At 29.0% G+C, this 20,914-nt stretch carries 15 protein-coding genes and 1 pseudogene; 15 read left to right on the top strand and 1 reads right to left on the bottom strand.

Features of this window, described 5'->3' with window-relative positions:
* The first annotated feature begins 171 nt into the window (after positions 1-171).
* From CM240_RS10325 to CM240_RS16920, 4 genes are all read left to right on the top strand, one after another.
* Positions 172-2,511: an endonuclease MutS2 gene (locus CM240_RS10325; RefSeq protein ID WP_044038971.1), complete on the top strand. Its 2,340-nt coding sequence runs from the start codon at positions 172-174 to the stop codon at positions 2,509-2,511.
* A gap of 4 nt (positions 2,512-2,515) precedes the next feature.
* Positions 2,516-2,950: a 2-thiouracil desulfurase family protein gene (locus CM240_RS10320; RefSeq protein WP_044038970.1), complete on the top strand. Its 435-nt coding sequence runs from the start codon at positions 2,516-2,518 to the stop codon at positions 2,948-2,950.
* A gap of 381 nt (positions 2,951-3,331) precedes the next feature.
* Positions 3,332-6,238 carry an insulinase family protein gene (locus CM240_RS10315; RefSeq protein WP_044038969.1) on the top strand — a complete coding sequence of 969 codons (2,907 nt, stop codon included), beginning with the start codon at positions 3,332-3,334 and terminating at the stop codon, positions 6,236-6,238.
* A 288-nt stretch (positions 6,239-6,526) separates the two neighbouring features.
* Entirely contained in the window at positions 6,527-7,402 is an 876-nt protein-coding gene (locus tag CM240_RS16920; RefSeq protein WP_051483802.1) for a hypothetical protein, read from the top strand.
* Positions 7,403-7,558: 156 nt separating this feature from the next.
* Here the strand turns inward: CM240_RS16920 and CM240_RS10305 are convergent, their stop codons facing one another.
* The gene (locus CM240_RS10305) at positions 7,559-9,028 is read right to left on the bottom strand and encodes an aminotransferase class I/II-fold pyridoxal phosphate-dependent enzyme (protein ID WP_044038968.1); all 1,470 of its coding nucleotides are present in this window, start codon (positions 9,026-9,028) and stop codon (positions 7,559-7,561) included.
* 154 nt (positions 9,029-9,182) lie between these two features.
* On the opposite strand from CM240_RS10305, the gene CM240_RS10300 reads away from it, so the two are divergent.
* The 11 genes and pseudogenes from CM240_RS10300 to CM240_RS10245 all read left to right on the top strand — a co-directional run bounded on the left by CM240_RS10300 (position 9,183) and on the right by CM240_RS10245 (position 20,913).
* The gene (locus CM240_RS10300) at positions 9,183-9,746 is read left to right on the top strand and encodes a 50S ribosomal protein L25 (RefSeq protein ID WP_084485416.1); all 564 of its coding nucleotides are present in this window, start codon (positions 9,183-9,185) and stop codon (positions 9,744-9,746) included.
* A 369-nt stretch (positions 9,747-10,115) separates the two neighbouring features.
* The gene (locus CM240_RS16915; protein ID WP_051483801.1) at positions 10,116-11,498 is read left to right on the top strand and encodes a tyrosine-protein kinase domain-containing protein; all 1,383 of its coding nucleotides are present in this window, start codon (positions 10,116-10,118) and stop codon (positions 11,496-11,498) included.
* Positions 11,499-11,527: 29 nt separating this feature from the next.
* Positions 11,528-12,187, top strand: a complete 660-nt coding sequence (locus CM240_RS10285; RefSeq protein ID WP_044038966.1) for a sugar transferase — start codon at positions 11,528-11,530, stop codon at positions 12,185-12,187.
* A 12-nt stretch (positions 12,188-12,199) separates the two neighbouring features.
* Positions 12,200-13,546 carry a UDP-glucose dehydrogenase family protein gene (locus CM240_RS10280; protein ID WP_044038965.1) on the top strand — a complete coding sequence of 449 codons (1,347 nt, stop codon included), beginning with the start codon at positions 12,200-12,202 and terminating at the stop codon, positions 13,544-13,546.
* Between the two features lie 252 nt (positions 13,547-13,798).
* Positions 13,799-15,127 carry a tyrosine-protein kinase domain-containing protein gene (locus tag CM240_RS17245; protein WP_084485414.1) on the top strand — a complete coding sequence of 443 codons (1,329 nt, stop codon included), beginning with the start codon at positions 13,799-13,801 and terminating at the stop codon, positions 15,125-15,127.
* Between the two features lie 354 nt (positions 15,128-15,481).
* A pseudogene (locus CM240_RS18260) lies at positions 15,482-16,081 on the top strand (YveK family protein); the annotation flags it as partial.
* 96 nt (positions 16,082-16,177) lie between these two features.
* A complete protein-coding gene (locus tag CM240_RS18255) occupies positions 16,178-16,858 on the top strand; it encodes a CpsD/CapB family tyrosine-protein kinase (RefSeq protein ID WP_044039895.1) in 681 nt (226 codons plus the stop codon).
* A gap of 82 nt (positions 16,859-16,940) precedes the next feature.
* Positions 16,941-17,591 (top strand): sugar transferase, encoded by a 651-nt coding sequence (locus tag CM240_RS10260; RefSeq protein WP_173400236.1) that lies wholly within the window; start codon positions 16,941-16,943, stop codon positions 17,589-17,591.
* 50 nt (positions 17,592-17,641) lie between these two features.
* On the top strand, positions 17,642-18,796 hold the full coding sequence (gene cps2T / locus CM240_RS10255) for a beta 1-4 rhamnosyltransferase Cps2T (protein WP_044038964.1): 1,155 nt from the start codon (positions 17,642-17,644) through the stop codon (positions 18,794-18,796).
* A gap of 36 nt (positions 18,797-18,832) precedes the next feature.
* The gene (locus tag CM240_RS10250; protein WP_044038963.1) at positions 18,833-20,209 is read left to right on the top strand and encodes a glycosyltransferase; all 1,377 of its coding nucleotides are present in this window, start codon (positions 18,833-18,835) and stop codon (positions 20,207-20,209) included.
* The gene (locus tag CM240_RS10245; RefSeq protein WP_044038962.1) at positions 20,206-20,913 is read left to right on the top strand and encodes an acyltransferase; all 708 of its coding nucleotides are present in this window, start codon (positions 20,206-20,208) and stop codon (positions 20,911-20,913) included. The genes CM240_RS10250 and CM240_RS10245 overlap by 4 nt, the downstream gene beginning before the upstream one ends.
* Position 20,914 lies beyond the last annotated feature (1 nt).

The raw sequence follows: 20,914 nt of genomic DNA, 5'->3' as shown, positions 1-20,914 counted from the left end.
AACTACAACAGGTTCTAATATGAGTTTTACACATAGTAAGGTACATTTAATAATTTTAATCATGAGATTGATAAAATATTACTTGTACCATCGCACCTGTTGTTTACAAAACTAAATATTTACAAGATGCAAACTAATAATGTATTGTATTTATAGGGAGTTGATGCAAAAATGGAAGAAAGAACCTTTAAAATACTTGAAGTTCAGAAAGTGCTAGATAAATTAGTATCATATTCAAATACTGAAAAGGGTAAGGAAATGTCAGCTACATTAATGCCTTTTAATAATGAATATGAAGTTAATAGAGCATTAAAAGAAACAAAGGAAGCATATACATATGTTATAAAAAAAGGTAGAGCTCCAATATATTCAGATAAAGGGCTAAAAGAAGTATTAAGCAGAGCGGAAAAAGGTGGAGAGCTTAATGCAAAGGAAATTTTAATAGTAGGAAGATCACTTAGAACAGCAAGGGAGATAACAGTTTACTTAGATAGTGATGATATAGATGAAAATTCATTAAGAGACAGTGCTGTAAATATAACTACAATTAAGTGGTTAGAAGATAAGATAGAGCAATGCATTATTGATGAGGATGAAATTTCTGATAATGCATCAAGGGCATTAGGTGCAATAAGAAGAAATCTTAGAGAAAAAGGTATAGAAATAAAGGAAAGAGTAGGTTCTATGGTTAGAAACTATTCAAAATATTTAATGGAAAACATATATACAGTAAGAGGGGATAGATATGTTTTACCAGTAAAAGTAGAATACAAGAGTACTGTAAAAGGATTAGTTCATGATGTATCATCAACAGGCTCTACAGTATTTATTGAACCGATGGAGTTAGTTACATTAAATAATGAAATAAAAGAATTAAAGCTTAAGGAAATGGCTGAGATAGAAAGAATCTTAAATGAGATATCTAGAGATATTAATAAAAATGTAAAAGCTCTTAAAATGAATAGAGAAATAATTTCAGATTTAGACTTTATATTTGCTAAGGGTGCATATGGATTAGAGATAGAAGGTATAGTACCTGAAATCAATTCTAACGGTATATATAATATAGTTCAAGGAAGACATCCGTTAATTCCTAGTGATAAAGTTGTACCATTGGATATTAATTCTGGAGAAGACTTTACTACAATAGTTATTACGGGTCCAAACACAGGTGGTAAAACTGTAACATTAAAAACTGTGGGACTACTTCATGTAATGGCCCTTAGTGGAATGATGATTCCAGCATATCAAGGTAGTGTTATTAATGTTTTTGAAGGTATTTATGCAGATATTGGTGATGAGCAAAGTATAGAACAAAGTTTATCAACATTCTCATCTCATATGACGAATATAATTTCAATTTTAGGTAAAGCTAAGTCAAATTCTTTAGTGTTATTTGATGAGTTAGGATCAGGAACAGATCCAACAGAGGGGTCAGCTCTTGCTATATCTATATTAGAAGAATTAAGAAGTAGAGGTTGTAGTATAATATCTACAACACATTATTCTGAGCTTAAGAGATATGGTTTAAATACAGCAGGTGTAGAAAATGCTTCAGTAGAATTTGATGTGGCAACACTTAGACCAACTTATAGATTATTAATGGGTATACCGGGTAAATCTAATGCTTTTGAGATTTCAAGAAAGCTTGGTTTATCTGATGATATTATAAAGTTTGCTAGAGAAAATATAGCTAAGGATACATTAGAATTTGAGGATCTTATAAGAAGTCTTAGTGAGAAAACTATGGAGGCAGAAAAGCTTTCAAGGGAAAATGAGACTTTAAGAAATGAAGCTAAGGATTTATATGAAAAGTATAAGACTAAGTTAGATAGAATAGATGAGGTAAGAGAAAAATCTGTTGAGGCAGGAAAAGAAAAAGCTAAGAAAATCATAGAAGAGGCTAAAGAAGAGGCAGATAAAATTCTTAAAGAAATGAGAGAGATGGAACGTCATGGTATTACCTCAAATATGAGACATGAGATGGAAAAGAAACGTAAGGCTCTTAAAGATAAAGCAGAAAAGATGGAAAGCGCTAAAAAGGCACAAGGTGGCGGATTAACAAAAGTATCAGAGGGTCAAGAAGTTAAGATAATATCATTAAATGCAAAAGGTGTCGTGTTAAGTTTTGATGATAAAAAACAAGAAGCTGTGGTTCAAGCTGGTATTATGAAAATAACATCTAAATATAGTGATCTTCAGGGCGCAACTGTTACTAAATCTGAGAAGAAGGCTACAAAAAGAGAAGTTAAACTTAACTTAAAATCTGTTAGCACAAGCCTTGATATAAGAGGATTAGATGGAGAAGAGGGTAAATATAGAACAGATATATATCTTGATGAAGCTTTTGTAGCTGGTCTTGAAGAAGTAACAATCATCCATGGAAAAGGAACAGGAGCTTTAAAAACTGCTATATTATCGATGCTTAGAAATCATCCACATGTTAAAAAATTCCGTGATGGAGAATATTCTGAAGGGGGAAATGGTGTTACAGTAGTAACACTAAAGTAGGTATATGAAGTTAGTGAGTATGTGTCTTTGTGGTGTAAACTGCAAGTATAGTGGTGGAAATAATTTTGATGAAGGAGTATTAGAAATTATTAATTGTGGAGAAGCTATCCCAGTCTGCCCAGAAGTTATGGGTGGATTAGGAACTCCTCGTATACCACATGAGATTGTTGGCGGCGATGGTTTTGATGTGTTAGAGGGAAGAGCTAGAGTAATTTCTAAAGATGGTGAAGACAATACCGCTGCCTTTATAGCAGGTGCAGAGAAGGTATTGGAAATTGCTAAGAAATTGGATATTAAAGAAGTAATTCTTAAAAGTAAGAGCCCTTCTTGTGGTAATGGAAAGATTTATGATGGAAGTTTTTCAGGAATTTTAATAGATGGAGTTGGCGTTACTACAGCGTTGCTTATAAAAAATGGTATAAGTGTAAGTAGTATATAAAAAAGTTCATATAGGAATCTGTTGCAGTTAAGTAGTGGTAATAGTTATCCATTTACTATTTAATACATATATAGACATTCGCCACTACTTAATTAGAACAGCTAGATATATTGCGCTAACAAGTATATCAGAGTACATATTTATGGGGGACTACCACCACTTAATTAGAACAGGTTCTAATATGAGAAAAACAACTATCAAGATACATATATTTTTTAGTTTATAACAAAAAAAATAAAATAATATCCAAAATTTTTCCTAAATAGTGGAAATTACTTTGTATTATAGTTACAATAATAAAAGAATATTAATTTTATTAATAAGAAAAACTAAGTAATAGGACATATACATAAAAGAAAACATTAAAGTGGAGGAGAAATGATGGTGAATAATTTAAATCCTAATTATACAATAGTTGAAGAAACAAAAGTAGAAGAGATAAATAGTGAAGCTTATTCATTAGAGCATAATGGAACTGGTGCGAAAATATTAATATTAAAAAATGAGGATGATAATAAGACATTTTCAATAACATTTAGAACAACACCAGAAAACTCAACAGGAGTTGCGCATATATTAGAACACTCTGTTTTATGTGGATCAGAAAAATATCCTGTTAAAGAGCCATTTGTAGAGATGGCAAAGGGGTCTTTAAATACATTTTTAAATGCTATGACATATCCAGATAAGACTATGTATCCTATTGCAAGTAGAAATAATAAAGATTTTAAAAACTTAATGTCTGTTTACTTAGATGCAGTATTTTTCCCTAATATTTATAAAGATGAAACTATACTTATGCAAGAAGGATGGCATTATGAATTAGAAAATCCAGAAGATGAACTTAAGTATAAAGGTGTTGTTTATAATGAAATGAAAGGTGTGTATTCATCACCAGATTCAATGGTATATAGAAAGATATATAGAGGGCTATTACCAGATACTACTTATGGTGTAGATTCTGGAGGAAATCCTAAAGATATACCAAACCTTACGCAAGAAGAATTTATTAATTTTCATAAGAAATATTATCATCCAAGTAATGCTTATATAGTTTTATATGGTGATATAGATGTTAATGAAAGACTTGAATTTCTTCATAATGAATATTTAAGTAAATTTAGTAAAGAAAAGATAGATTCAAAAATAAAGTTGCAAAAACCGTTTAAAGAGACTAAAGAAATACAAGAGTATTATTCCATTTCTAAAGATGATGATGATAAAAATAAGAGTTTCTTCACATATAATTTTGCAGTATCAAGTACATCGGATGTTACAAAGAATTTAGCTTATGAAGTATTAGAATATGTACTTATAGATGCACAAGGAGCACCACTTAAAAAAGCATTGTTGGAAAAAGGATTATGTGAAGATGTATATGGATCTTTTGATAAAGGAATAGCACAACCGGTATTTTCAATAATAGCTAAGAACGTTGATGAAAATAAAAAAGACGAAATAAAAAATGTTATTATGGACGTTTTGAAAAATGTAATTGATGAAGGGGTAGACAAAAAATTTCTTGAAGCAGCATTAAATAAAAAGGAATTTTATTTAAGAGAAGGAGATTTTGATCGTTATCCAAAGGGAGTAATATACTCAATGGTTGTCAACGATTCATGGATATACGATGGAGACCCTTTAAGATATTTAGTTTATGAAGATGATCTTAAAGAATTAAGAGAAAAAATAAATACAAATTATTATGAGGAATTAGTTAAAGAAGCCTTTATTGATAATAAATTTGCAACATTAATGATGGTTAGTCCTAAAAAAGGATTAGAAGAAGAAGAAACTAAAGCACTTCATGATAAGCTTCAAAAAATAAAAGCATCAATGGATAAAGATACTATTGATACTATTGTTAAAAATACAGAATTATTAAAGAAGAAACAAGAAACACCAGATTCACCAGAGGCACTAAAAGTTATACCAACATTAGAACTTAGCGATATAGATAAAGAAGCGGAAAAGCTACCACTAACAGTAGGTAAATACAATAATAATACTTATCTATATTCAAATATATTTACAAATAAGATATTATATCCAACATTCTTATTTAATACTAAGTCAGTAGCTGAAGAGGATATTAGTTATATTCCTATATTGGCGAGACTTTTAACTAGAGTTAATACAAAAAATTATACTTATGAAGAATTGGCGAAGGAAATAGATTTTTATACCGGTGGAATAGATTGTGGTTCATCTGCATTTTTCTATAATGACACGGATACTGACTTTTTCCCATATATGTCAGTGAAGGGTAAAACTACTGAAGCTAATACAAAGAAGCTTTTAGAGTTAATGGATGAAGTTATATTAAATTCATCTTTTGAAGATAAAAATAGAGTTAAAGAAATTATTTTCGAGTTAAAATCAAGAATAGAATCTAGTTTGAACTCAAGAAGCCATGTTATTGCTGCTACGAGAGCATTATCTTATGTGAACAAAAATCATAGATATCTTGAAAGAAATAGTGGATATTCATTCTATTTATTCTTATGCAAGCTGTGTGAAGATATAGATAATGATTTCGATGGATTCAAAAATAAAATGGAACAATTAAGAAGTGAAATATTCAACAAAGATAATTTATATATATTATTAACTTGTGGTGAAGAAGAAGAAAAGATATTCAAAAATGAAATAGATATTTTCTATAATTCACTAGGGGATAAAAAGTTTGAACCTAAAGATTACAAGTTAGAATTAGAAGCAGACAATGAAGGATTTACAACATCAGGAACAGTTCAATATGTAGCTAAGGCTGGTAAAATTGATAATTACAATGGTTCTGCTGCAGTATTAAAATCAATACTTTCATTAGATTATCTATGGAATAAGGTAAGAGTAATGGGTGGAGCTTATGGATGTTTTGCATCTATAGGAAGAAGCGGAAACTTATTCTTTACATCTTATAGAGATCCAAATTTAAATAATACTATAGATGTATATAATAATGCTTATGAATATATTAAGAACTTTGATGCTACAAAGGATGAAATGAAAAAATATATTATAGGTACTATTGCTGAAATAGATGCACCATTAACACCAGCGGCTATGGGAGAAAAAGCACAGGCGAATTACTTAAAGAGACTTACTTATGAAGAAGTTCAAAAGGAAAGAGAAGAGATATTATCTACAACAGTAGAAGATATTAGAGCTCATAGCGAAGATATTAAAAAAGTTATGGAAGATAACAATCTTTGTGTTATTGGTAATGAGAAAAAGATTAAAGAAAATTGTGATGAGTTCCATTCTATAGAACCGTTAGTTAAATAGTTTATAAAAAGGCATTAATGATTAGTCATTGATGCCTTTTTTATATGAGGGGACATGCTATGTTAAAGGGAAAGGTGAAGTAAGAAGATATAGGTGCCGGCGTTGGATGTGTTTTTAGTATTTTTGTTATTGTGTCGAAAGGTCTTTATGTTGATAAAGTGAATATATGTAGCTGTTCTAGTTAAGTGGTGGTAACTTTAAAAATATGGATATAACAGCAAAAAATACAATGTATATTTTAAATCTAATATGTTAAGAATTTAGAAAACATATTTCGGAGGTAAAATTATGCATCGCAAATCTATCTTTTTAACAGAAAAATCAAAATACTACACTATATTAAAGTGTATTAATGATATGAATAGAGATATTACAATAAATAGGGCATGTCCACATTGTTGTGGAGATAACATTATAAAATATGGCAAAGTTAAAAGCAATAAAGCTCAAATTTTTTATTGTAAGACTTGTGAAAGAAGAGTTGTAGAAACTATTGGGACACCTTTTTATAGAAGCAGAAAGAATAATGAAATATGGGATAAATATTTTGAAAATATGTGGAATGGATATAACATTAGAGAATGTGCCAAGAAAATAGATATTTCTCAAAATACGTCTTTTTCTTGGAGACATAAAATTCTTAGTTATTATCTTAAATTTTTTAAAAGAAAACCTCTCAATGATGAAGTTGATGTTATGGTGAGAACTTATGTACAAAATTCTAAAAAAGAGAAGGAATCTGCAATAGAAAATGTGGAGAAAGAAGCTCTTACTTTGAAGTTAGGTGAAAAATGCTATTTTTTCTTTACTAAAAATAATGATGGTACTATAGAATTTTTGCCATTTGATAAGTATCCACTAGCAAGACTATCTTTAAAAAGAAAGTTAGATATAATTTTCAGTAATGTTAAGAAAGTTGGAATTTATGGTAATAATGTTATTAAATCTTATGCGAAAAAATGTGTTAAGGAAGTTACCAAGGTGATGGTGGACTCAGAACTTTTTCTTTATGAAAGGGATATGAGATCTTGGATAAGTGGATTTTGGGGTGTTTCTTTTAGGTATATTTCTAATTATTTTAATTGGTTCCGAATTTATTATATTAATAATAAAAGATACAAGGAAACAAGACAATATATTTATGGGGCAGAAAAAATTATTTAAGGTAAAAAATGCATAATAGTAAATGGATAATAAATGCAAAAAACACTACTTAATTAGAACAGAATGATATATGCAAAAAAACAATATCACCACAGCCTGCCGGCATAAAAAAGGAAGGGTAAAAGTACCTTCCTAAAAATATTTTTATTCATTTCTTTATAAAGAATCAGTGACTATTTTTATAAATTCTACTTCAGGGTCTTCGGTACCTTGAACATAAAGTCCTGCAGATTTTAATTGATTAACATAACTAATAATTTTACTAGTTATTATTTCACCTGGACAAAGTATTGGTATTCCAGGTGGATATGCCATTAAAAATTCACCACTAATTTTCCCAATAGAATCTTCTAATCTTACAGAAACTTTTGAACTATAGAAAGCTTGTCGTGGTGTTAATTTACTTTCAGGTATATCTGGAATATCTAAAAAGTCTTGTAGTGGAGTTTTTTTGCCGTAGAATTCTTCACTGATTTTCTTTAGTGCAGATATTAATAAATCTATATTTTCTTTAGTATCACCAAAAGATCCAACAGCAAGAACATTATAGAAATCAGAAAGTTCCATTTGTATATGATATTTTGTAGCTAATATTTTTTCTAATTCATCGCCGGTTATACCTAATTCTCTGCAAGATATAGTTAGCTTTGTTGGGTCCAAGGCGAATACTCCTGGCTTTCCTAATATTTCATTACCGAAAGAATAGAAACCAGGGATTTTATTAATTTCTTCTCTTGCATAAGTATATAATTCTATTGTATCTTTTAACAATTCTTTTCCGTGAAGTGCTATTTGACGTCTAGAAGTATCAAGGGATGCCATCAATATATAAGATGGAGATGTAGTTTGTAATAAAGATAACATTTGTTTTACTTTATTAGTATCTACAAGTTTAGATTTTACGTGAAGTAGTGATACTTGTGTCATAGCACCTATTATTTTATGAGTAGATTGAGCACATATATCGGCACCGGCTTCTAAGGCACTAATTGGAAGTTTTTCTGAGAATGCTAAGTGCGGTCCATGAGCTTCATCAACTATTAATGGAATATTATAAGAGTGAACTAAATTAGCTATAGCTTTAATCTCAGTAGCTACTCCATAATATGTTGGATTTATTATTAACACAGCTTTTGCATCTGGATTATTTTTTAGAGCTTCTTCTACAGTAGCTTTAGTAACTCCGTGGGCAATTCCTAAATTTTTGTCAAATTCAGGAGTCATATAAACAGGGATAGCCCCTGCTAAGATTATTCCTGTTGTTATAGATTTATGAACATTTCTTGGAATAATTATTTTATCTCCATCAGATACTACAGACATTATCATAGCTTGTATAGCCCCAGATGTACCGTGAACTGAAAAGAATGTTGCATCAGCACCATATGCATCAGCTGCAAGAATTTGTGCTTCTTTTATTGCGCCTTTCGGGTGATGAAGAGAATCTACACTTTTAAAAACAGTAACATCTATTTTAAAAGGGTTTTCTCCTATGAAATTTTTGAAATCTTCATCTACACCTAGGCCTTTTTTATGACCAGGCACATGAAATGGTATAGTTTCATTATTAACATAAGATATTAATGCATCGAATAAAGGAGTTTTATTTTGCTCCAGTTTATACATATCCTCCACCTTCCTTTAACAATATTTGTTTTATTAAAATAGCATATTAATTATAAGTTATTAGTATGCTAATTACAATAATTTTCAAAGTAATAAAATGTAATATGAATAAAATAATTTATTAATGTTAAAAATACATTAATAGGAGGGGATAATGATGAAAAATTTAAATATAAATAATAGAGAAGGTAGTAACAATTCATTAAGACGTAAGGGGTTACTACCAGGGGTATTATATGGAGAAAAAATAAAAAATACCTTATTTGAAATTTCAGAGATGGAGTTAGCTTCAGAGTTAGCAAGAGAAGGTTCGTCTGGTATGTGTAATGTACATTATGGTAATGAAGATTTCACAGCTATAGTAAGGGAAGTTCAAAAAGACCCTGTAACAAGAAAAATTATACATATTGATTTAGAGAAAATTTCTGCTAGTGATAAAGTAACTAGTGAAGTGCCATTAAACTTTATTGGTGAGGGAGCAGTAGAATCTATTGGTGGTGTTGTTATAAAAGAGAAGGAAAAATTAAAAGTTAAAGGACCTGCTAGTGAAATTCCATCATCAATTAATATTGATGTATCAAAATTAAAATATGGTGAGACTATAACTGGTAGTGATGTAGAGTTTGGTAGTGAAATTTCTTTAGCTGAAGATGGAAACTCTGTTTTAGCGGTTGTATTATCTAAAGGAAATCAAGTTGAAGAAGAAAATGTAGAATAAATAACATACTATTTTTAAACTCATAAAAATGATAGAAGTCATTTATGAATTTTATTAGAGTATTGTGAATTATAAGAATGTTGTCTTAATAGACAACATTTTTTTTATCGACATCTAGGATATAAAATCTTATTGATAATGACAAAAAAATAAAGTTTGTATTATATTCTTTTGGAAAAGTTTTTTAATAAAACTAAAATAAGCAAAATAAAAGTAAAAATAAAAAATACATAATTTAGTAAAATATACATAAAACAGAATTTATAATAAAGATAATTGAATAAAAATTACAAAAAATCATAAAAACGTGATATAATAAAAAAGAAATATATGTAAATATATAGAAAAGTAAGTATGGGATGTGAAGATATGGAAGAAGTTAAAGTTGTTGAAGAGTTTTCGAACGAAATTAGTTTTTCTCAAATAATTTTTGCGTTGAAAAAGAGATGGAAAATTATATTTGCAACCACAATATTTTTTACGGCACTTGTTGCTTTAATTACATTTTTCTTTATAGATCCTGTATATGAAGTGCATACTAAGGTATTTATTGGTAAAGATGCAGAAGTCAATTATGATAATAATGATGTTCAAATGTATCAAAAATTGTTACTTACTTATGCACAGATTTTGAAGACAGAAGATTTAATAGGAACTGCGTTGAATAATGTAGATTCTGATATGACTATGGAGGAGGTGATGAAAGATATTACTGTTGAACCTATAACAGATACGCAAATTTTACAAATAAAACTAACGGGAAAAAATAAGGATGATTTAGCAGTTGTTCTAGAGAGTATAACAGAAGAGTTTATTAAAGAATCAAAAGAAATAGTGCCAAATGGTAATGTAAAAATTATTAGGCATGTAAAAGAAGCAGAAGCTCCTATTTCACCTAATAAGAAAATGAATATTATTCTAGGGTTTTTAATAGGATTAGTAAGTGGAATGGCAATAGTTTTTCTTATAGAGTATATGAACAATACTTATAAAAGTAAAGAAGAGGTAGAAAGAAATCTTAAACTGCCTGTTCTTGGAGTGATTCCGAAGTTTGGAAGAAAAAGGGAAAAGTTAGTGATGGAAGAAGAGCCGAGGTCTTTGGAAGCTGAATGTTACAGGACTATGGTTACAAATATTCAGTATTCTTCAATTGATAGTAGGTGTAAGACTATAGTAGTGACAAGTTCTCAGAAAGGTGAGGGAAAAACGACGATTTCTGGAAATTTAGCTTTGTCTTTAGCTGGATGGGGAAATAGAGTTGTGTTAATTGATTGTGACATAAGGAGAGCAGCTTTGCATAAAGCATTTAATATTAGCAATTCGAAAGGCCTTACTGATGTTTTAGTAAATCAAGCTAGTCTTAAAGATGTAGCGGTAGGAATTAAAGAAACTTTGCTTTTAATTCCAGCAGGAAGAGTATCACCGAATCCTACAGAACTTTTAAATTCGAAAGCTATGGAATTATTATTAGAGGAATTAAAAGAAACTTGTGATTATGTTATTTTAGATACCGCGCCAGTGGAAGCTGTGGCTGATGCTCAAATTTTAAGTGCTAAAGCTGATGGAACTTTAGTAGTTATTAAATCTGGAGACACAAGAATAAATGTGATTCAGGATGCTTTAAATCTATTAAATAAGGTCAGAGGAAAGATACTAGGTGTTGTGTTAAATGCAACAGAAGATGGAAGGTTATCAAAGATGTATCAGTATTATGGTGAAGAACATAAGAAAAAAGGGGATAAAGTTAGTTAGTAAAAAGATATATAAGGAGATGAGGGGGAATGGAAAGGTTAGTATTAGAAAATGTTGAGTCTGATGCTATAGAAGTTAAAACCTCTAAAATATATTTATTTATTAAAAGAATTATAGATATAATGGGAGCTTTGATAGGGTTGATTCTTTTGAGTCCTCTATTGGTGATTGTAGGAGTTTTAATAAAGATAGAGTCGAAAGGACCTATTATCTTTTCGCAAGATAGGATAGGAAAGAATGGAAAAATATTTAGAATGTACAAGCTTCGGAGTATGGTTGCAAATGCTGAAGAATTAAAGGAAAAACTAATAAAGGAAAATGAAATGTCTGGACCTATGTTTAAAATCAAAGATGATCCAAGGGTTACAAAGATAGGGAGATTTATAAGAAAAACGAGTATTGATGAATTACCGCAATTATTAAATGTTTTAAAGGGAAATATGAGTTTAGTAGGTCCAAGACCTAGTTTGCCTAATGAAGTTTTAGAGTTTGAACCGTGGATGAATAAAAGATTAATGGTAAAACCAGGGCTTACATGTTATTGGCAAGTAATGGGAAGAAATAATATAGATTTTGAGCAATGGATGTTATTAGATATAAAGTATGTTGAAACAAGAAGTATTATAGTTGACATTAAATTAATAATTAAAACATTTTTTGTTTTATTTGGTGATAAAAATGCATCGTAAAGAGGGGATTATATGGAAATTGTAGTAGCGGGAACTGGGTATGTTGGTTTGGTGACAGGAGCTTGTCTTGCGGAGGTTGGTCATAAAGTAACTTGCGTTGATATTGATGAGAAAAAGATAGAAATAATGAAAAAAGGAATATCTCCAATATATGAACCAGGCCTTGATGAAATATTAGATAAAAATTATAAAAAGGGAAAATTAGATTTTACAACAGACTATAAAGAAGCTTATAGAAAAGCAGATGTAGTTTTTATTGGAGTTGGTACTCCGGAGAGAGTTGATGGATCTGCAAATTTAGATTATGTTTTTTCAGTATGTAGACAAATTGCAAAAAATGTAACAAAAGATTGTTTAGTAGTTGTTAAATCAACAGTGCCTATAGGTACTAATGATAAAGTTGAGGAATTTTTACGAGAAAATGTAGAAAATAATATTCATATTGAAGTTGCTTCTAATCCGGAGTTTTTAGCTCAAGGTACAGCAGTTAGAGATACTCTTTTTGCTAGTAGGATAGTGATTGGGGTGGAGTCGGAAAAAGCAAGAGATATATTAATGAATATATATGAAAGATTTAATCAACCTATAGTAGTTACTAATAGAAGAAGTGCTGAGATGATAAAATATGCTTCTAATGATTTTTTAGCTCTTAAGATTTCTTTTATTAATGAAATGGCTAATGTTTGTGAAATAGTGGGTGCTGATATAGAGGATGTTGCAAAAGGTATGAGTTATGATTCTAGAATAGGAAATAAGTTTCTGAGTGCCGGCATTGGATATGGAGGTTCATGTTTTCCTAAGGATACAAAAGCATTACATTGGTTAGCTAATGATCATGGTTATGAAGTGAAAACTATAAAAGCGACTATAGAAGTTAATGAAAATCAAAAGTATAAATTATTTAGAAAAGCAAAAGAAGTTTTTGGAAGTTTGAAGAATAAGAGAGTTGCAATACTAGGATTAACTTTTAAACCAGGGACAGATGACTTAAGAGAGGCCCCTTCTATTGAAAATGTAAGAAGACTATTAGATGAAGGTGCCAAAGTTATTGCTTATGATCCTGTGGGGGAAAATAATTTTAAAAAAATATATCCAACTGAAATAATTTATGCAGAGTCTATGGAAGAAGCAATTAATGATTCAGATATGGCATTTATATTTACTGAGTGGGATGAAATTAAGAGTATTGGTATTGATGTTTTTATAGAAAAAATGAAGACGCCGATTATCTTCGATGGAAGGAATTGTTTTAACTTAGATAATATATATGAAAAAGAAGTATATTATTATTCGATAGGTAGAAAAACAATTAAAAATTTTTCTAAAAAGAAATTAAATGAAAAAATTTTTTTAAAATAATAAACTGATATTTTCATAACTTCTATTAAATACAGTAAATAAAACTATTAATGAGAAGTGAAAAAAGAAAGAAAATTCCATATAAATACAATTATTTAAATATAGTACAGCGGTTATGTTTAAAAAAAGAGAAAAAATGGAAAAGAACACCAATAAAGGAGAAGTTGTACAAATATATACAAATTACCAATAAGGTGCTATAATATCTATAAATTTCAAAATATACAAATATTAAGAGATTGGGAGGGTGTGATGAGTGAAGCTTTGGTAGAGAAACCAGTAAATATAATTCGGTTAGTAAGAATTATAAGAACCCGATGGAAAATTGTGATTTTTGTGACGAGTTTCCTTACTTTGTTGACAATTATTTTGAATTTGTTTGTTTTACAGCCGGTTTATCAATGTAATGTGAAGATGTTTATAGGAAAGTCAATAGATGAAGATGGAAACTATAGTAATAATGATATAGTAATGTATCAAAGTTTAATGAAAACTTATGTTGAAATAATAAAGACAGAAGATTTAGTAGAAAGATCTTTATCCAAGATAGATAGCAAGATAGAGCCAGCAGAAGTTCTTTCAAATTTATCAGTAGATGCAATAAATGATACGCAAATATTACAGGTTACTCTAGAAGGTGAAGACAAAAGGGAAATATATGAGATATTAGCATCTATTACAGAAGAATTTGTAGCTACAGCGAAAACTGTAGTTCCTAATGGAAATGTGCAAGTTATTAGAAATGCTAAAGAACCACAAAATCAGATAAGTCCTAATATAGAGATTAATATTGTTATTGGTATTTTATCAGGAGTACTTTTATCAGGCATTATTGTATTTATAAAAGAATTTAAAGGCAGTTGTATAGAGACAAAAGAAGAAGTTGAAGGAAAATTAGGTATACCTGTATTAGGAATGATACCTAAAAATTATAAAGATACTGATATATTCGAAGTGGATAAAAATCCAAAATCGGTTATATCAGAAGAATATAGGAGATTGAGAACAAACTTAAAATATACTTCTTTTGAGAAATATCATAGAGTATTCCAAGTTACAAGTGCTGTTTCAGGAGAAGGAAAATCTACAGTGTCTATAAACTTAGCATTAGCTTTGGCGGAGGAAGCAAAAGTAGTACTTATTGATTGTGATATGAGGAAACCAAGTATTCATAAGAAACTTAATATATCTAGAAAAGGTGGTTTGTCAGATATATTAATAGGAAAATGCGATATTATGGATGTAGCATACAGATACAATAAAAATCTTCTTATAATAACATCAGGAAATTCCATAGAGAATCCATCGGAGATGTTATCATCGAGAGCTATGGAAAGAATGGTAAGGAGACTTAAAGATGTAGTAGATTATGTTATCATTGATTCACCGCCAGTACAAGCGGTTACAGATGCACAAATTTTAAGTACTCGGTGTGATGGAACGATTTTAGTTGTTAAATCAGGAGAAACAAAGGCTAAAGAAGTACTAAATACTATAGATCTTTTAAATAAGGTAAAGGGGAATATCCTAGGTATAGTATTAAAGTATGTAGAAGTAAATAATAAAAAATATGTACAATAAGTAAAATATGTATATAAAATTACATTATTAATTTTATATAAGATAGTATTATTAATATTTTATAGAAAAAATATCGACAATAAAAGATAAAAAGTTATTGCTATAAAAAAATTTTTTTGAATTTAATATAAATAAAAATATAATTGTAAAAATATATTACAAAATTAAAATAAAATAGAATTAATTATTATATTATTTTAATACAATAATTAAAAAGCAAATAATAATGTAAACAAGAAAATCCAAGGATAATTTTCCAAGTCGAAAAACTCTTTGTGATTATGCTATAATGTCATTGTCGTAAAAAAGGTAAAAAACTTAATAGTACCGATAAAAATACTTTTAAGTAAAAAGATGGTCAGAGGAGTGAAAAATTTGGAACAAGAAATACTAGAGAAGGAAATTAGCATTTCTGAAATAATGGAAGCTCTACAAAAGAGATGGAAAATGATAGCTTTAATAACTTTAATATTTTCAGTAGTAGCAGGGGTTTTAAGCTTTTTTGTTATAAAACCAACTTATGAAGCTGGAACAAAATTATTTATAGGAAAAGAAGAATCACAAAATTCAACTTATGATAATAATGATATTCAGATGTATCAAAAATTATTAAAAACATATGCAGAGATGATTAAAAATGATGAACTTATTGAAAAAGCAATAAGAGAAGTAAATACTACAATGACAGCAGAAGAGATTTTAGATTCTTTAACAGTAAATCCTTTAACAGATACTCAAATTTTAGAGATAAAGCTTCAAGGAAAAAAGCCTAAGGAAATAGCTGAAATTTTAAATGGAATAAATAATGAGTTTATTTTTCAAGCTAATGAACTAGTGCCTAATGGAAATGTAAAAGTTATAAGAGAGGTAAGAGTACCGAAGGATCCTGTAGCACCTAATAAGGTTATGAATATTGCAATCGCTTTTCTTTTAGGGCTTATGGTAGGGGTAGGATTAACTTTCTTATTAGAATATCTTGATAATACTTTTAAAACTAAGGAATCTGTAGAAGGAGCTTTAAATATTCCAGTTATGGGTGTTATACCACAGATGAGCAATAGTTCTAAACCAGGAAAGAAGTATTTTGTAGTAGAAGATGATCCTAAGGCTGTTGCATCAGAAAGCTATAGAACGCTTAAGACAAATATTCAATATTCGTCTTTTGATGAAAAACATAGAGTTATGGTAGTAACTAGTTCAACTCCTGGAGAAGGAAAATCTACTACTACTGGAAATCTAGCGCTTGCTTTGGCAGAGGGTGAAGCAAAGGTTATTCTTATTGACTGTGATATGAGAAAGCCTACAGTTCATAAGAAATTCCATATTTCAAATGACAAGGGACTTTCCGATGTACTTATTGGAAAGGTGGATATAATGGAAGCTGCTCATAAATATAATAAGAATCTTCTTATATTAACAGCAGGAAAAATACCACCAAACCCTTCAGAGATGCTTGGATCAAAGACTATGAAGGAATTATTAGATAGATTAAAAGAAGTTGTAGATTATATTATTTTAGATACTCCTCCTGTACAAGCTGTTGCTGATGCTCAGATTTTAAGTACTAGAGCAGATGGAACATTACTGGTAATAAAGGCAGGAGAAACTAAAAAGGAAGCTACAGAAAATGCAATTAATCTTTTAAATAAGGTAAATGCCAATGTTATTGGTGGAATTTTAAATGGAGCAGAAGATAGAAAAAATAAAACATATTATTATTATGGTGAATAATTAATAGTGGATAAGTGAGAGGGTATTGAGAAGAGGTTTTTATTAAGTTAACAAAAGTAAAAAAATGGGGGGCGTAAAGCAGATGGATATGGTAAATAGCAACTTGAAAGAAGAAAAGAAAAAAGTTAGTATATTCTACATATTCTCTAAAAGAGCTATAGACATTTTGGGGTCTACTGTAGGATTAGTATTATTATGCCCTATTTTATTAATAGTGGCTATAGCGATAAAAATAGAGTCAAAGGGGCCTGTTATTTTTTCGCAGAAGAGAATAGGACTCAAGGGTAGAGAGTTTAAAATGTACAAGTTTCGAAGCATGGTAGAAGATGCAGAGGAGTTAAAAAAAGATCTTATGAAAAAGAATGAGATGTCTGGTCCCATGTTTAAGATGAAAGATGATCCTAGGGTAACGAGAGTTGGGCGTTTTATAAGAAAAACAAGTATTGATGAGTTGCCACAACTTATCAATGTTATAAAGGGCGATATGTCTCTTGTGGGGCCAAGACCAAGTCTCCCAAAGGAAGTAAAAAAGTTTAAACCATGGATGAAAAAGCGTCTTGATGTAAAGCCGGGACTTACTTGTTTTTGGCAGGTGTCAGGAAGAAATAGTATAGATTTTGAAGAGTGGATGAAACTAGACATAAAGTATGTAGAAGAGAGAAGCTTTTGGGTAGATATAAATCTTATATTTAAGACGTTTTTTGTATTATTTGGTGATGAGAATGCATCATGAATTTTTATTAATGAAAATTTATAATTCGAAGTTATAAAGGGGTTTATTTCATGAAAAATGTATTTATTATAGGATCAAAAGGTATACCAGCAAAATATGGTGGGTTTGAGACCTTTGTAGATAAGTTAACAGAAAAACAACAAAGTAAAGAAATTAAATATCATGTTGCATGCATGGCGAAGGATACAAAAGAATTTTCTCATAATGGTGCAAGATGTTTTAATATAAATGTACCTAATATTGGTCCGGCAAAAGCTGTTTATTATGATATAAAAGCAATGAAGGAATGTATTAGATATATAAAAGAAAATAATATAGAAAATCCAATTATCTACATATTAGCTTGCAGGATTGGCCCATTTATAGGACAGTACAAAAAAAGGTTAAAAAAATTAGGAGGAACATTATTTGTTAATCCTGATGGACATGAATGGAAACGTGGGAAGTGGAATTGGGCAATAAAAAAATATTGGAAATTATCTGAAAGATTAATGGTAAAGCATGCTGATTTATTAGTATGTGATTCTAAAAATATTGAAAAATATATTAAAGAAGATTATAAAAAATATAATCCTAAAACTACTTTTATAGCGTATGGTGCAGATACGAAAAAATCTATTTTAGAAGATAATGATTCTAAACTGTTAAAATGGTATAAAGAAAAAGGAATAAGAGCAAAGGAATATTATCTTGTAGTAGGTAGATTTGTACCAGAAAATAATTACGAAATAATGATAACAGAATTTATGAAGTCGAATACCAAAAAAGACTTTGTATTAATAACAAATGTGGAGAAAAACAAATTCTATGAAAAGCTTAAAGAGAAAACAGGATTTGAAAAAGATAGAAGAATTAAATTTGTAGGAACAGTATATGATCAAGAATTACTTAAAAAGATTAGAGAAAATGCATATGGATATTTTCATGGACATGAAGTTGGAGGTACTAATCCTTCTTTATTGGAAGCGCTTGCTACAACTGATTTAAATATTTTACTTGATGTTGGGTTTAATAGGGAAGTTGGAGAAGATGGAGCAGCGTATTTCAGTAAGAAAAGTGGAGATTTATGTAATAAAATTAATGAATTAGAGTTTTTAGATTATGTAAGTTTAAAAAAAATAGGTGAGAAAGCAAAACTTATTATAGAAACAAGGTACGAATGGGAATTAATAATTCATGATTATGAAAAAGTGTTTATGGAATGATTTTTGAAATTTTAGCACACTAGATAGGAGATTAATATGAGAATACTACATTATTCATTAGGATTACCTCCATATAGAACAGGAGGATTAACAAAATATTCATATGATTTAATGCTAGAACAAACAAATCAAGGAGATCAAGTATATTTATTATTTCCAGGCGAGATTAAAATGATAGATAATGAACCGAAGATAAGGTATTATTCTAGACACAAAAATATAAATGTTTATGAAATAATTAATCCTCTATCAGTTCCTTTAATGAAAGGAACTAAAGATTTAGATATGTTTATGAAAAAAAGCAATAAAGAGGTTTTTGTAAAATTTCTACAAAATACAAAAATAGAAATAGTACATATTCATACAATAATGGGTTTATTTGTAGAGTTCTTGGAAGCATGTAAAGAATTAAATTTAAAAATAGTATACACAACACATGATTATTTTGGATTATGTACAAAAGTTAGTTTCATTGATTATAACGGTAAATTGTGCGAAAGAAGAGAATTAGATAAGTGTAGAATATGTAATGCTCATGGAAGCAGCACGAAAGTTATAAAAATTTTACAATCACCTTTATATAGATTTGCAAAGAATAAAGGAATTATTACTTTTTTTAATAGGAAACTATCCTTAATAAAATCTCACGAAAAAAATACCGAGATTGATGATACGAATAATATATATAAATTGAATGATGAAAAGTATAAGAGGCTCATAGAATATTATAATTCAATATTTAGTCTAGTAGATTGGTTTTTATTTAATAGTAGCGTTGCTAGAGAAATATATAAAAGTTATATAGAGTGTAATGGAGAAGTAGTTACTATAACACATAGTGATATAAAGGATAATAGAAAAAAAAGAAATTATAGTGGTAAGAAATTAAAGCTTACATATTTAGGACCATGTAAAGAATATAAAGGATTTTATCTTTTGGAAGATGTTATGAAAGAACTTGAGAAAGAGTTATATAGTGACATAGAATTGAATGTTTATGGTGATGAAAAAAGAAGTTGGAATGAAGTAAAAAATATAAATATAAATGGTAAGTATGAATATAAGGATTTAAAATATATATTTGATAATACAGATATTTTATTAGTACCGAGTATATGGAATGAAACTTTTGGTTTTGTAACATTAGAAGCATTAAGTTATGGTATACCAGTAATAGTTACTAATAAAGTAGGAAGTAAAGATTTATTAGGTAAAAGTGCAACAAGTAAGGGGATAATAGTATCGCCTTTAAGAGATGAACTTAAAGATACTATTATAAATGTTTTTAAAGATAGGAATATATTAAGGAATATGAACAATAATATTTTGAAAGATGAATTTACATGGAGTATAGAGTCACATTGTTTAAGAATAAAAAATATTTATGAAAATATTATAGGTGATAAAATATGAAATTAATAGAGTATTTTATAAAACAAATAAAGGGAGAGGATTTCTCTTTAGATAAGGATATTGATTTAATATATTTACTCGAATTAATCATGGATATGTCAAAAAATCTAATTAGAGGAAATATAAAAGGTATATCAATAAAAAAGAGAAGCCATTTCATTTTTATTGGATCGAAAGTCAAGTTGAAGATGAAAAGAAAGATGAACTTTGGGAAAGGCGTAAATATTGGAAATAATGTTGTGATTGATGCATTTTCAAAGGAGGGAGTTATATTGGGGAATAATGTTAGAATAGGCGATAATAGCAGAATTCTATGTACAGGCTCAATAAAAAAAATTGGTAAGGGTTTGAAGATTGGTAACAATTGTGGTTTTGGAGAAAATTGTTTTTTTGGTGCAGCTGGAGGAATTGAAATAGGAAATGACGTAATAATGGGACAAAATGTTCGATTTCATTCAGAAAATCATAATTTTAATGATTCAAATAAATTGATTAGAGAACAAGGGGTAACAAATAAAGGTATTAAGATAGGTAGTAATTGTTGGATTGGTTCAGGTGTTGTATTTTTGGATGGAGTCACAGTTGGAGATGGGTGTGTAATTGGAGCAAATACACTTGTAAATAAAGATATACCTGACAATACAATATCAGTAGGAAATCCAGTGAGAATCATAAAGAGTAGAATAGGAAGTTTGGAGGACTAAT

Source organism: Clostridium bornimense, assembly GCF_000577895.1.
Lineage (GTDB): Bacteria > Bacillota > Clostridia > Clostridiales > Clostridiaceae > Clostridium_AN > Clostridium_AN bornimense.
This window is presented reverse-complemented; position numbering and strand designations above follow the sequence as displayed.

Excerpts from the sequence above, each read along its gene's own strand:
- CM240_RS10325 (WP_044038971.1), top strand. The coding sequence starts at position 172 with ATGGAAGAAAGAACCTTTAAAATACTTGAAGTTCAGAAAGTGCTAGAT.
- cps2T (WP_044038964.1), top strand. The coding sequence starts at position 17,642 with ATGAAAAATGTATTTATTATAGGATCAAAAGGTATACCAGCAAAATAT.
- CM240_RS16920 (WP_051483802.1), top strand. The coding sequence starts at position 6,527 with ATGCATCGCAAATCTATCTTTTTAACAGAAAAATCAAAATACTACACT.
- CM240_RS10250 (WP_044038963.1), top strand. The coding sequence starts at position 18,833 with ATGAGAATACTACATTATTCATTAGGATTACCTCCATATAGAACAGGA.
- CM240_RS17245 (WP_084485414.1), top strand. The coding sequence starts at position 13,799 with ATGAGTGAAGCTTTGGTAGAGAAACCAGTAAATATAATTCGGTTAGTA.
- CM240_RS10245 (WP_044038962.1), top strand. The coding sequence starts at position 20,206 with ATGAAATTAATAGAGTATTTTATAAAACAAATAAAGGGAGAGGATTTC.
- CM240_RS10305 (WP_044038968.1), bottom strand. The coding sequence starts at position 9,028 with ATGTATAAACTGGAGCAAAATAAAACTCCTTTATTCGATGCATTAATA.
- CM240_RS10260 (WP_173400236.1), top strand. The coding sequence starts at position 16,941 with ATGGATATGGTAAATAGCAACTTGAAAGAAGAAAAGAAAAAAGTTAGT.
- CM240_RS10285 (WP_044038966.1), top strand. The coding sequence starts at position 11,528 with ATGGAAAGGTTAGTATTAGAAAATGTTGAGTCTGATGCTATAGAAGTT.
- CM240_RS18255 (WP_044039895.1), top strand. The coding sequence starts at position 16,178 with ATGAGCAATAGTTCTAAACCAGGAAAGAAGTATTTTGTAGTAGAAGAT.
- CM240_RS10320 (WP_044038970.1), top strand. The coding sequence starts at position 2,516 with ATGAAGTTAGTGAGTATGTGTCTTTGTGGTGTAAACTGCAAGTATAGT.
- CM240_RS16915 (WP_051483801.1), top strand. The coding sequence starts at position 10,116 with ATGGAAGAAGTTAAAGTTGTTGAAGAGTTTTCGAACGAAATTAGTTTT.
- CM240_RS10315 (WP_044038969.1), top strand. The coding sequence starts at position 3,332 with ATGGTGAATAATTTAAATCCTAATTATACAATAGTTGAAGAAACAAAA.
- CM240_RS10280 (WP_044038965.1), top strand. The coding sequence starts at position 12,200 with ATGGAAATTGTAGTAGCGGGAACTGGGTATGTTGGTTTGGTGACAGGA.
- CM240_RS10300 (WP_084485416.1), top strand. The coding sequence starts at position 9,183 with ATGATGAAAAATTTAAATATAAATAATAGAGAAGGTAGTAACAATTCA.